Genomic DNA, 13,357 nt, shown 5'->3' with positions numbered 1-13,357 from the left:
TGTAATTGCTATTTACTCGTCGCTCTGGTCCCTTCGCGCCCGCGGAGGAAAGCAATGACGCCGGGATGGGTGAAGTGAAGAGCGCTCGCGTGCTGCGCACAGGTGCTCCTCGTCGGGGGGCATGTAGCTCCGGATCGTCGGACGATGAGGGGCTGCGCGGGACGGCGAAGCTCGCGGCGGGCGCCGAGGACGCGACCTGCGTGACGAGCCAGCGCGGTACGGCCGGCGCGGTGGAGGACGGGACGATCTGGGAGACGTTCACGACATGGATCGACTCGACCGTGCTCCTCCGGACGGGCGCGCTAGCCGGCTTCGGCGTGCGGCACGCCCGTCTCCTTCTCGACCAGCTCCACATCGTGCCGCGCCGCCGCGGGCAGCTCCATCACGGAGCGGGCGCTGTCGATCGGCTCGCTCCACTCGGCCACAATTCCAGCGCCGGCTTCGCGGTCGTGATCTCGTCGCTCTGGAGCTCCCGTGCGCGCCCCGACGGCGGGATCACGCGCGCGTGGATGCGGCACCAAGACACTCGGATTCGCTTCGCATGACAAAACGTGGAGTTCAGTTTTTTGAATGTGGAGCTCCCAGGTGGCCCCTAAGGTGCGCCATCAGTCCTGCTCGGCGCAATGCCGTTCAGTGCAAAAATCAATGACAAGGCACAGGGCAACAGCGCTTGGTTGGTAATGCTTTGCGGTTCAACGCGTCCGCCATCCAGCGGCGACGCGCAGCATTTCTCTTTTCTCTTCTTCAATAAGGAGCTATCGAGTGAGACATCACGAGCCATCATCCCTTCGACCACTAGGATCCATCAGGGTCTTACGCAACGCTTGGCGGAAGTACTCCCTGCTGATGGGGGGTGTCCTGTTCAGCGCAACTGCGACCGGCGCCGCGTGCAGCTCGAGCTCACCGGAGGAGGAGCTGCACGGCACCGCGAAGCTCGCGGCGGGCACCGAGGACCCGACGTGCGTGACAATCCAGCGCGGTACGCTCGGCGCGGTTGAGGACGCGACGATCTGGGAGACGTACCCGACCTGGACCGACTCGACCGTGCTGCTCCGCACGGGCACGCTGGCCGGCTTCGGCGTGCGGCACGCCGTCCTCCGCTTCGACCTCTCGCCGGTGCCCACCGAGGCGCAGGTCGTCTCCGCGACGCTGCGCCTCCGGCAGATCTACCGGGACGATACCAGCACCAGCACCATCAACATCCACCGGATCCTCTCGCCGTGGACCGAGCCGACAGTGACCTGGCAGAGCCTGGCGAACGGTACCGATTTCGACCCGGCGATCGCGGCCTCATTTCAGTCGCTTCCCGGCGTCGGCATGCGTTCGGCCGATCTGACCGCGCTCACCGCGGCGTGGCTTGCGGGGACCACCCCGAATCACGGCGTGTTGCTGGAAGAGGCGCCGGTCCTCACCACCTCCTTCCGGAGCAGCGAGGAACCGAATGTGGCCGAGCGGCCGAGCCTCGAGGTCTGTTACACGACCGCGCCGACTTGCACCGGCACGCTCGACGACGGCGACGCGTGCACGACCGATACCTGTGACCCGGTGCTGGGTATTCTGCATACGCCGATCGCGACCGACGACAGCGATCCGAGCACGATCGACACGTGCGACCCGGCGACCGGCGCGGTGACGCACGTCGCCTGTCCGGCGCTGGACCCGACCGTGGCCACGCGGCTCATCGACGCCGTGGGCTGCATCTACCAGGGACCGGACGCGCCGCAGACGGGCGTGAGCCCGGGGACGATCGACGTCGTGACGGTCGCGGTCGTCAAGGGCAAGGTCGCGACGCGCGCCGGCGTCCCGCTCTCGGGCGTCAAGGTGAGCGTGCTGGACCATGGCGCGGGGGACGCGGCCAGCTACGGGCAGGTCCTCACGCGCGCGGACGGGGTGTTCGAGCTGGTCGTCCGGGGAGGCCAGCCGCTCACGGTGAAGTACGAGAAGTCCGGCTATCTGCCGGTGCAGCGCCATGTCGGGACCCAGTGGCAGCAGTGGTCCAAGGCGCCTGATGTGGTGATGATCGAGAGCGATCCCGTGGTGACGCCCGTCGCGCTTGGCAGCACGATGGAGGTCCAGGTGGCCCGCGGGAGCGTTCAGTCGGACGAGAGCGGTGAGCGTCAGGCGACGTTGCTCTTTCCCCCGGGCACGATGGGAACGATGACCGTACCGGACGCGAGCGGCCCACCGGGGGCAACGACGACCGTCGCGCTGCCGGCCGAGGTGCACGTGCGCGCGACCGAGTACACGGTCGGTCCGAACGGGCCCGAGGCGATGCCGGGCACCCTGCCGCCGACCAGCGGATACACGTATGCCGTGGAGCTTGGGCTCGACGAGGCGGTCGCCGCGGGGGCAACGAGGGTCGAGTTCGACAGACCTATCCCGTTCTATGTCGAAAACTTCCTGGACTTCCCGGTCGGGATGGCCGTGCCGCTCGGCTATTACGACGCGCGAAAAGGGGCGTGGATCCCGGAAGAAGACGGGCGCATCGTCGAGATCCTCGGCGTGAGCGGCGGCGTCGCCTCGGTGGACATCGACGGCGACGGCGTGGCCGACGACGCGAGCGAGCTCACCGCGATCGGGATCAGCGCGGAGGAGCTGGAGGAGCTGGCCACGCTGTATGCGGCGGGGACAACCCTCTGGCGGGTCCAGGTCACGCACTTCACCCCATACGATGCCAACTGGCCGGGCAGCCCGCCGAATAATCCGACTCCGGAACCGCCGCCTGACCCGGGCGGCGGCGATGGCGACGGCGACGGCAACCGCAGCTCAAAGAAGTGCCTCGACAAACCGTGCAAGCAATCCGGCTCGATCATCGAGTGCGAAAACCAGATCCTGGGGGAGCGCCTGCCCGTCAGCGGCACGCCCTTTCGCCTGCATTACCAGAGCGATCGGACGATCGGGCGCAAGGAGAATTACCGCCTCGAGATCCCCGTGACGAAGGCGGGAGTGCACCCGCTCCTCAAGCGGATCGATCTCCAGATCAGCGTCGCCGGGAGGATCTTTTCACCGAGCATTACCTGCCCCTGCGAGCCCAACCAGAAATACACCTTCGAGTGGGACGGCCGAGACGCGCTCGGGCGCTTGCTCATGGGAAAGCAGGCGGTCGTGGTCGAGCTCCAGCATGCCTATGACGGCGTCTACACCGTGCCCGCTGCGAACGTGACGATGGCCTCGGGGGGAGGCAGCTCGGGCGGGGGTGGAGGCTCGGGGGGGGCGGCGCAGAGATCCTTCGCCGCGCCATCGAACGTGATGATCGTCGGGAGCAGGACGCGGCAGGAGATCGCCCTGGCGCGCCGCTGGGAAGGCCTCATCGGATCGAGCTCGACGAACGGCTCCGCAGCGCTTGGAGGCATGAGCCTCGACGTCCACCATGCCTTCGACCCCGTCGGATCCATTCTCGCCCTCGGCGACGGAACGCGGCGCGACGTCCGGAACATCGGCTCGGTCTTCGAGCGCGTTGCCGGCGAGATCCCTCGCAGCGCGACCCCAGCCGCAGCCGCCGATGGCCTCAGCAGGGACACGGCGTACATCGGCAGGCCGTCGGGACTCGCGCTCGGGCCGGACGGAACCATCTATTACTCCGACCAGGTGAGCTCTCGCGTCCGGAAGATATCTGCTGATGGGGTGGTCACCACGGTCGCCGGCGTCAGCGGCGTGAGCGGGTACAACGGCGACAATCGACCCGCCACTACGGCGAGACTGGACAGTCCAGGCGCCCTCGCGATCGCGCGGGATGGCAGCCTCTACATCAGCGACCGCCTTCGCGTCCGGCGGGTGGCTCCCGACGGGACCATCACCACCGCCGCCGGAAACGGCAGCTATGTCGCCACCAAAGAGGATAACGTCCCTGCAACCTCGGTCGGCGTCGGTGGGTTCATTCAGGACATCGCGATCGCTCAAGATGGTAGCCTCTATATCGCGGAGAGCTCGCTCGTCCGCAAGGTGGACCCCCAGGGGATCATCACCACGGTGGCAGGCACCGGGGAGAGGGGCTACTCCGGCGACGGCGGCCCGGCGGTCCAGGCCAAGTTCACCGACCTCAAGAGTGTCGTGCTCGGGCCGAACGGCAGCTTCTACGTCTCCGATGCCCCGGCGAACCTCAACACCGCCTGCCCTAACTGCTGGAACCGCATCCGGCGCATCGACCCGAACGGCATCGTCACCACGATCGCGGGCGGGAACGAGTACGGACCGACCACAAACGGGGTACTGGCGACGACGGCTCGGATCGGCATCCCTGGAGATCTCGCGCTTGGCCCCGATGGAAGTGTCTATTACGTCTCGCAAAATCCACTCGTCCAGCTCGGCAGCATGCCGGTCGTCCGTCGCATCGCACCGACCGGCTTCATCTACACGGTCGTCGGCAACCCTGCCAATCGGACTTATCCTTGCACCATCAAGCATTGCAATCTTGGCGCTCCGGCGGCCGCGGCCGAACTGCTCTCGCCCCGCGCGCTCCTGGCAACACCGCTCGGAGGTTTCCTGCTCGCTGATCACGGCAGCAGCGACGACAGCGGGATCATCGCCCGCGTCGGGGCGGCGCTCCCGGGAGTTTCGATGAGCAACGTCGCCGTGGCTAGCGAGGACGGGGCCGAGCTCTACGTGCTCGACGAGACGGGACGCCACCTCTCCACGTTCGACGCGCTCCTCGGCGTGACACGCTTTCAGTTCGGCTATGATGCCGGAGGGCGATTGACGACGGTCACCGACGTCAACAATCAAGTGACGCAGATCCTGCGCGATGCGAGCGGCGCCCCGACGGCCATCGTCGCGCCCACGGGGCAGTCCACGTCGCTCTCGCTGGATGCGGAGGGACTCCTCTGGACCGTGACGAACCCTGCGATTGAGACGACGACGCTGGAGTACTACCCGAACAGCGGCCTCCTCCGATCCTTGCGCGATCCGCTGAATCGAGTCCACGAGTTCCAGTACGATGCGGAAGGACGTCTCACCAGAGATGCCGATCCGGCGGGCGGCTACAAGGCGCTCAGCCGGACGGGCACGGATGCGGACTACCAGGTCACCATCACCACAGCAGAAGGGCGGACGCAGGCGTACAGGGTCGAGGATCTTTCGGACGGCAGCCAACGGCGCACGTTCACTGGCTCGGACGGCCTCTCCACGGTGATGCAGGCCGCGACGACCGGCATCGGAACGATCACGGCGCCGGACGGCACCGTGACCTCCCGCGAGGTCACGGGAGACACGCGCTTTGGAATGCAGGCGCCCATCCTCAAGCGAGAGACGACCACGACGCCTCTCGGGAGGACGCGGCAGGTCACCGGGGCACGCTCCGCGATGCTGGCGAATCCCAATAACCCACTGAGCCTTTCGTCGCTCACCGATATGACCACGATCAATGGGCGCCCGTTTACGCAGGTCTTCAATAAAGCTACGAACACCGTTGTCTCGACGTCGCCGTCTGGGCGAAGCATGACGACCACGCTGACTCCGCAGGGTCGAGTTGAAAGCGTCGCGCTCTCCGGCATTTCTCCGGTCAATTTTGCGTACTATCCGGATGGCCGGCTGCATACCATGTCCCAAGGAGCGAAGACCTGGACTTACACCTACGAGGACGGATGGCTGGCGAGCGCGACGGATCCGTTGCTTCGCACCGAACAGTTCATCCATGATGCGGTCGGCCGAGAAAGGCAGGTGACGAGGGCCGACGAGGAGATCATCGATGCGAGCTACTATCCTGGCGGACGTCTTCATACGATCACTCCACCGGATCGGCCGGAGCACACGTTCGGCTACACCCAGGCAGATCTGCTGGACGAGTGCATTGCCCCTGACGCCGGATCGATCCCCACAGCGACCTCCTGGTCCTACGACCTGGATCGCCTGCTTACGGGCTCGACCCGTCCCGGCGAGCCGGCCAGCGTCTACACGCGGGAGCCTGCGACCGGCCGTCTCAGTCAGGTGACGTTGCCGCTCGGCATGGGAAATATCGGCTTCGCGTATCATCCGACGACGGGCAAACTCGTCAGCATGACGGGGCCATCCGGCGTCTCGCTTGGCTTCGACTACGACGGCGCGCTGATCACCAGTCGCACGTGGACAGGCGCCGGGTTCGGGAGCGGATCGCGCGTGGTGAGCTGGATTTACGACAACGACTTCCGCATCAGCAGCGAGACGGTCAGCGGCGGCGCAGCGATGAGTTTCGGTTACGACACCGACGGCTTCCTCAACCAGATCGGCGGTCTCACGATGCATCGCCATCCGCAGAACGGGCTGTACACCGGGAGCAGTGCCGGCGTCGTCAGCGACACGGTGACCCCCGATCCCGACGGCGGCGTCCAGGCGTACGTGGCGCAGGCAGCTAGCTCCGTGGTCTACCAGGTGAGCTATACGCCAGACGTCCTCGGGCGCATCGACCAGCGGACGGAGACGATCCTGGGAGAGACGCATGTCTACGATTACGAGTACGACCTGGCCGGGCGGCTCACCGACGTGCTCCGAGACGGCGTGCTCGCCGCGCACTACGACTACGATGCGAACGGTAACCGCATCGCCCGCACGTCGCCTGCAGGGGCGGAGGGCGGCACCTATGACGACCAGGACCGGCTGATGACGTACGGGACCAAGACGTACGTGACGAGCCCGGCCGGCGACCAGACGAGCGTGACCGACACGGCGACGGGAGGCACAACGACTTTCACGTACGATGCCCGTGGCAGCCTGCGACAGGTTGACCTGCCAGACGGCACGGAGATCGATTATCTGGTCGACGGCGAGGGCCATCGTATCTGGAAGCAGCGGAACGGAATCAACGTCCAGGGGTTCCTCTACCGGAGCGCCCTCCAGCCGGCGGCGGAGCTCGACGGCGCGGGCAACGTGGTGGCGCGCTTCATCTACGGGCAGGGGCGCAATGTGCCGGACCTGATGATCAAGGCCGGCGCGACATACCGCATCCTCACGGACCACCTCGGCAGCCCGCGGCTCGTCGTGGACGTGGCGAGCGGGCAGATCGCTCAGCGGGTCGACTACGACGAGTGGGGCAACGTCATGCTCGACACGAACCCGGGGTTCCAGCCGTTTGGATTCGCGGGTGGTCTGTACGACCGGGAGACGAAGCTCGTTCGATTCGGAGCACGGGACTACGACGCGAGCGTCGGGCGCTGGATTTCGAAGGACCCGACCGGCTTCGCCGGCGGGCTGAACTTCTACGCCTACAGCAACGACGACCCCATCAATTACGTCGATCAAAACGGGAGGGTCGCGATTGCGGTGACGGGGGCGATCGGATTCGTGGCGGGCGGCGTGGGTTCGATCATCGTGCAGGGAATGACGAAGGGCTTCAGCTGCGTGGACTACGGAGAGGCCGGCATCGCGGCAGTGGCTGGAGGGCTCGCCGGTCTCGGTGTTGGCTGGCTTGGAACTGGAGTGTGGGCCAGCGGGGCGATCGGTGGCTTCATCAGCGAAGGCCAGTACCTTGCCACATCCGCCTACTACGGACAGGATCCGACGATGGAGGGCCTCGCCGGTTCGGCGCTCCTCGGTTTCGTAGGTGGAGCTTTCGCCTCTTGGGCGTCTCCCGCACCCGCCGCGACCGGGGGGTTCGTCGAAGGCTCGGTCCGCGGCGGTGCTATCGACGCAGCGTTCGCTAGATCTCTGAACGATACTCCGAAGGTGTTCGCGGTGATGTCTGGGCAGAGCATCGGCGTGAACGGAGCGGCCGGCTATTACTCGAACGGACCGTCAAAATGAACATTCCGACGAGGCGGCGGTGGGCGGTCATTGCTGTCGTGAGCCTGATTCCGCCGGGGCTTGCATCGCTGGTGCTCGCGTGGTGCATGCTTCGCTGGAACAGCCCGGATGCGCTCAAGATGGCTGCCATGTTCGTCGCCTCGTCGCTGGCCGTATCCGCGGTGGCCATGTGGCAGGCGTTCGTGAGGATCACCGACGAGGGGGTCACCTCCCCGCTGTCGCGGCCGATCCCATGGACCGAGATCGTCTCCGTTCGCGGTAACGATAGGATGATCGAGCTGAGATCCGCGTCCAGGTGCGTCGCCATCGCGCTGTGGCCCTACCGCTCTCGTCAGGAGCTCATGCAGTACATCGCGGAGCGGCTTCGCCGGGCAGGCCGCGACGATCTCGTCCAGTAGACACGGAGCGCCCGAGGCGCTCTCGCTTGCGCTCCGTCATGGCAGGGACGGAGCGCAGGCGCGGCCGCGCAAGCCGCTCAGGGGGCTTCGACATTCCTGCCGTGTCTTCGGACGCCATGGTGGCGTCGTTGGAATCGTTTTTTATGTTAAGAGGTGCTTCATGAAATTCGATATCATGTATTTGCCGAATGTGGCCTCGCCCGCGCCCCTATTCTTTCGCCTCTCGCGGCCGAACCTGGGCTGCGGCTTCGCTCCTGGGCCAGCGGATAAGTGCACGGCATGAACGGCGCAGGGGGCCAAGTCCACCGGCTACGTCGACGGGCGTCTGCATCGATGTGATAGGGGCGCGGTCCCAGGGACCGCACCTGCCGCGCAACACCATGAAAGCGCACGGACTTTTGTCGTCGCCAAGGATCTACACCCATTGGGAATGGCCCGATCGGCCGACGGATCTCGTGCTCCTGAGAGGGGCTGACGATTGGCTTGCGTCGGTAGCTCACGAGCAGCTGTGCTCCATGACGATGACCAAAGGCGAGTTTGCGCTCGTGTGCTCCGCTGTGCCGTCGCTGCGGGTGCAGAGCGACCCAGGCCATCGAGGCGGCCATCGCTGAGCAACGATGCAGCTCCGTTTCTTGGCATAGAGACAGAACACGTCGATGAGACCACCCCGCTGATGCCGGCCGGGCGGGGTGGTCTGCCTCACGCGATTCCGGCCCGTCCCGTCGCCCGCTTCGTTCACAGCCAATTCGCGGTATCGGCGGGACCGGGAACTTCAATCCCACAGAGGCTCGACTCGTCTTCCGGTTGATCTCGCCGTCGCGGCAGGGACGGCCCTCGCCTTGCTTAGGTTATGGACAGCCCTCCGCGCGTGACATCCGATCCGGCGAGGTGCAACGTGAATGAATGCGAGGAGGATGGCGAGCGCGGCGACGACATCCATGACGCCCCCTGGCCGCACCCTACCGGGGCACGACTTCGCCGGTCAACCGGCGTCGGCGGCGCCAATGCGCGTCGCGCGCCCGATCCTCGACCGCCCACTTCCCGGCTCGATGGCTCCACATCGTGTCCGGAGAGACGCTCGCGCGCCCTTCAGCGCGAAGCGACGTCCTGCCCGCGCTGCTGCGCGGGGAACGGGTTCGGCCACAGCGGCAGGAGCGACTGCCGGTAGACGGTGAGACGCAGCAGGTCGATGCCCGCGATGGCGGCGAACGCCATCGCATTGTCGGTCCCGTAGCTCCCCTGGAGCGAGAGGCTGATGCCGAGCGGCGCGCCCAGCGTGAGCGCGCCGGCCACGCCCGTGGAACCTGCGCCCCAGAAGCGGCGGTAGCCGCCCGCGTCGAGGGCAAGGCCCAGCTGGCCAGCCTGGAAGCCGCGCGTCGCGACCCGGGCGAGCAGCGCGAGATCGATGCCGCTGTCGAGGATCGGCGTCGCGCGCATCAGGCCGCCGACGATGACGGGCGCGTCGGGCGTGGTCCCGACGCCGACGTCGCACGACAGCGCGCCGTCGAAGACGAGATCGCTTTCGCCCTGCTTCCAGCCGACCGCGCCGGCGCCCACGAAGGTCCACGCGGAGGCGTCCGCGCGCGACGGTGATGACCAGGCGAGCGGGGCGAGCAAGGCCCCGAGGGCGGCGAGGCAGGCGATGGGCGAGCGCACGCGAGCGAGCTACCACGAAGCGCCGAGCGGCGATAGGTCAGCGCGCGGGGCTGCGCCGCTCGACGATGTGCCGCGCCACGAGCGCGGCCACCTCGGGATCGAAGAGGAGCGTGTTGTGCCCCCGCCCCTCCATCACCCGCACCTCGCCGCCCGGCAGCGCGTGCGCGATGGGCGAGCGGACCAGCGTGTCGGCCCCCGCGACGATCGACAGGTGCGGGATGCTCGACCGCGCCGTCCCGAGGAGGACGCGCCGGAGGACCGGGCTCGACGCGTCGAGATCGCGCGCGCCGCCGAAGCCGAGCAGCCCTGCGCGCGGGATGCCGCCGAACGGGCTCGCCATGGAGATGGTCTGCACGATGCGTGGATCGACGACCTCCTGCGCGAAGAAGCGGCACACGATGCCGCCCATGCTGTGGCCGACGAGGTGCAAGCGCGCCCCCTCCGGGAGCGCCGCGACGAGCGCCGCGAGGCGCGCCGACAGCACCTCGACGCCGGGCCCCGGCGCGTAGGACATCGTCGCCGTGTGGACCGACCACGGCGGCTCGGCGCGCGCCGGGTCCGTCCGACCGCGCGCCCGCGAGGCGCGAGACATCGCGGCGTGGCGCTCGATCGCCGTGCGCAACGGCCGGAGGACGCCGGCGGAGGCGAAGAGCCCGTGAAGAATGACCACCACCTCGTCGCCGTCGCGCGCCCCGTCAGGGATCACCGGCGCGAGGGTGTCGTACGGCAGGAGGACCGCCTGCCTCGCGAACGAGGCCACCTCCCTGCCAGCTGTCGCCGCGAAGGCCGACGCACGGAACCACCTCGCCACGTGGTGGCTCTTACCATGGATCCGTCGCGCGACGTCCCCGTGGCTCGCGACGCGCTGTGTCGCGGGCGCGCGCCACGAGGGCGCCGCGCGGGCGGCAAGGGGGCCGATCACGGCCGCAGCAGCCAGACATGGAAGCTGCGGAACGTCCCCCGGAGCGCGCGGATCCGGACAAGGTCCCCCGGCGCGACGTCGCGCAGCGGCACCCGGATCTCGGACCAGCGGTCCAGAGGGCGCTCTGGCACCTCGACGCGCGCCTCGTCCGCGGCGCGCTCGACCGCCACGCCGATCGCGATCGGGCCGCCCCCGTCGGTGCGCAGCGCGAGCAGCGCGGGCCCGCGGGCGCTCGCGGCGGCCGCGGCGGCCGCGGCCGCCGCTCCGATTGCGAACGACTGCTCGCGCCCCTCGGGGATGATCCTGCCGGCGTCGAACCGCGGCGCGCCGCCGCCGTCGCTCCCGTCGCGCAGCACGGCGCCGACGACCCAGCCGCCGCGCGGCGACGGGAACGCGTAGCCGTGCGCCCGCTCGTCGACCAGGTCGGCGATGTCCACCTCGTCGATGGCCCCGTCGCGGCGCTCCCCCGGCGGCGCGAGAGCCGACCAGTCCGCCTCGTAGATCACCTTCTCGTCCGCGGCGCACATCACGTTGTCCTCGATCTTCACCGCGTCGACGCGCCGGCCGAAGACGTCCGCGAGCCCGCCCCACCACGAGGGGTACAGGGCGAAGACGTCGGGCCGCTCGGCGGCGTCGAGCCGCTCGATGAGCTCGACAACGGCCGGGACCCCGTGCACCGAGGCCCGCGCGAACGGCATCCCCCGGTACCCGCCGAGGCCGAGCCCGTCGATGGCGGGGATCCCCGACAGGTACGGGATCGCGCCCGCGTCGCCGAGCAGCACCCGCCGCGGCCGCGGCTCGCGCGCGGCGAGGCGCCGCGCGACCTCGACCTGCTGCCCGGCGATGTTGGCCGAGGAGCGGGCGAAGTGGTCGATCTGCCGCCCGAACCACGCGGAGGGCGCCGCGAGGGCCGCGAGCGCGAGCGCCGCGGCGACGCCGGCCGCGAGCCGCCCCCGCCGCGCGAGCGCCTCGGTCCCGAGGGCCGCCGCGACGAGCAGCATCGCGAGCGCCGGGGCGGCGTAGCGGAGGTTCTGGTAGCGCGCCGTCGCGTTGAGCGCGACGAGGAGCAGCGAGCCGTAGGCGCCGATCAGGAGCGGCACGGCGAGGCGCCGCGCGCGCCGGTCGAGCGCCGCGATCGCGCCGAGCAGCGGCAGGAGGAGGGCGTAGGACGGGCCGCCCAGCGCGCTCTCCAGCGCCTGCACCCGCAGCGCGGCGAGGTTCTTGATCACCTCCAGCGCCTTCTCGAGCGGCGCCGGGTACGGGTTCGAGAGGATGAGCTTGCGCACCGCCCCCGCCGCGCTCCACTCCCCCGTGAGCGCGCGGTTCGCGGCGGCCTGCACACCGAGGAGCAGCGCGGTCGGCAGGGACGCGCGCGCGAGCGACGCCGCCGCGCCCAGCGAGCCCGCCGCGTGGGCCACGGCGACCGCGAGCGGCGCCGCGAGCGCGACGGCCTCGGGCCGCGTCGCGACGAGCAGCGCGGCGAGGAGCCCTGCCCGGAGCTGCTCGGCCGGGCGCTGCGCCGGCGGGGCGAGCTCGGCGCGCCGCACCGCGACGAGCGCTCGGCCCATCACCGCGCCGAGCAGCGCGAGCTCCATCCCGGAGAACCAGCTCCAGTCGAGCAGCGGCACGGCCACGACGAAGAGCGGCGCGGCCCAGGCGACCCAGCGGGAGTACGGGGCGCCGGGCCCGCCGCGCGGATCGAGCAGCCACCGGAGCGATCGGCAGAGGTCGAGCAGCGCGGCGCACGCGAGGAGCGCGGCGAAGAGGCCGAGCCACGCGCCGCGAAACCCGAGCAGGTACCCGGGCGCCAGGGCGAGGGGGTACGCCAGGCTGGTCCCGCCCGAGGAGTAGCCGTTGCCCGGGATCCACGAGAACGGGTGGCCCAGGGCCGCGGCGCGGGCGAACCCGAAGTGGATGTAGACGTCGTCGAGGGGCGCCGGCCAGACGCCGCCCGTCCTGGCGAGCGCGGGCCCGTAGAACGCCGCGGCGGCGCCGAGCACCGGGATCGCGGCGCTCGCGTGCCACAAGAGCGGCCGGATCCACGGCGGGCGCCTCACCGCCCGGCCGGTACCACGAAGGAGCCCAGGACGGCGCGCCGAATCTGGCTAGACTGCGGGCCATGGTGCTCAGAGCCGTGGTGGACGAATCGGTCGACGCCGCCCACTGGGAGGCCGTCGAGGAGGCGGCCGAGCTCCTGCAAGAGGAGCAAGTCCAGGAGGCGCTCGTCGCGCTGCGCGACGTGATCAAGGCCTCCCCGTCGAACCCGTACGCGTACAACCTGCTCGGGCACGCGCTCTACGAGCTCGGCCAGCTCGATCCGGCGCGCGACGCGTACCGCGCCGCCGTGCGGCTCGCGCCGAGCTTCCTCGGGGCGCGGGTCGGCCTGTCGCACGCGCTCCGTCGCCTCGGCGACACGGACGGCGCGATCGCGCAGGCGAAGGAGGCGCTCCGCCGGTTCCCGAAGGACGGCGAGGCGATGCACGCGATGGGGCTGGCGTACGCGGCCCGCGGCAACCGCGCGCTCGCGCGGAAGCACCTCCAGGGCTTCCTGGACGCGGGCCCGGAGGTCGAGGCCGCGATGGAGGTGCGGCAGATCCTCGAGATGCTCGGCGTCGGGGGCGACGACGAGCCGCTCCAGTTCGAGTAGCCTTCTCTCGGCGCACGCGCGCGC

General features: G+C 69.4%; 7 protein-coding genes and 1 pseudogene. 3 read left to right on the top strand and 5 right to left on the bottom strand.

Going from position 1 to position 13,357, the window contains the following annotated elements:
• Window positions 1-320: 320 nt before the first annotated feature.
• Window positions 321-490 (bottom strand): annotated as a pseudogene (locus WME73_RS11255) (adenylosuccinate synthase); the annotation flags it as partial.
• 102 nt (window positions 491-592) lie between these two features.
• Window positions 593-784, bottom strand: coding sequence for a hypothetical protein (locus WME73_RS11250; RefSeq protein ID WP_437915669.1), 192 nt, complete (start codon window positions 782-784; stop codon window positions 593-595).
• A 62-nt stretch (window positions 785-846) separates the two neighbouring features.
• On the opposite strand from WME73_RS11250, the gene WME73_RS11245 reads away from it, so the two are divergent.
• Window positions 847-7,710 carry a DNRLRE domain-containing protein gene (locus WME73_RS11245; RefSeq protein ID WP_437915668.1) on the top strand — a complete coding sequence of 2,288 codons (6,864 nt, stop codon included), beginning with the start codon at window positions 847-849 and terminating at the stop codon, window positions 7,708-7,710.
• A 38-nt stretch (window positions 7,711-7,748) separates the two neighbouring features.
• On the top strand, window positions 7,749-8,108 hold the full coding sequence (locus WME73_RS11240; protein WP_437915667.1) for a hypothetical protein: 360 nt from the start codon (window positions 7,749-7,751) through the stop codon (window positions 8,106-8,108).
• 1,089 nt (window positions 8,109-9,197) lie between these two features.
• Here the strand turns inward: WME73_RS11240 and WME73_RS11235 are convergent.
• The 3 genes from WME73_RS11235 to WME73_RS11225 form a co-directional block, all read right to left on the bottom strand.
• Window positions 9,198-9,764, bottom strand: a complete 567-nt coding sequence (locus tag WME73_RS11235) for a hypothetical protein (protein WP_437915666.1) — start codon at window positions 9,762-9,764, stop codon at window positions 9,198-9,200.
• A 37-nt stretch (window positions 9,765-9,801) separates the two neighbouring features.
• On the bottom strand, window positions 9,802-10,575 hold the full coding sequence (locus WME73_RS11230) for a hypothetical protein (protein ID WP_437915665.1): 774 nt from the start codon (window positions 10,573-10,575) through the stop codon (window positions 9,802-9,804).
• 107 nt (window positions 10,576-10,682) lie between these two features.
• The gene (locus WME73_RS11225) at window positions 10,683-12,743 is read right to left on the bottom strand and encodes a hypothetical protein (RefSeq protein WP_437915664.1); all 2,061 of its coding nucleotides are present in this window, start codon (window positions 12,741-12,743) and stop codon (window positions 10,683-10,685) included.
• Window positions 12,744-12,805: 62 nt separating this feature from the next.
• Here WME73_RS11225 and WME73_RS11220 point away from each other — a divergent pair, with 62 nt between their 5' ends.
• Window positions 12,806-13,333 (top strand): tetratricopeptide repeat protein, encoded by a 528-nt coding sequence (locus WME73_RS11220; protein ID WP_437745455.1) that lies wholly within the window; start codon window positions 12,806-12,808, stop codon window positions 13,331-13,333.
• Window positions 13,334-13,357: the final 24 nt, after the last annotated feature.

Origin of the sequence: Sorangium sp. So ce302, from assembly GCF_051530145.1 — a bacterium.
Lineage (GTDB): Bacteria > Myxococcota_A > Polyangia > Polyangiales > Polyangiaceae > Sorangium > Sorangium cellulosum_B.
The sequence above is the reverse complement of the archived record's forward strand: the minus strand, read 5'-3'. Positions and strand labels throughout refer to the sequence as shown.

Excerpts from the sequence above, each read along its gene's own strand:
- WME73_RS11245 (WP_437915668.1), top strand. The coding sequence starts at position 847 with ATGGGGGGTGTCCTGTTCAGCGCAACTGCGACCGGCGCCGCGTGCAGC.
- WME73_RS11220 (WP_437745455.1), top strand. The coding sequence starts at position 12,806 with ATGGTGCTCAGAGCCGTGGTGGACGAATCGGTCGACGCCGCCCACTGG.
- WME73_RS11250 (WP_437915669.1), bottom strand. The coding sequence starts at position 784 with ATGATGGCTCGTGATGTCTCACTCGATAGCTCCTTATTGAAGAAGAGA.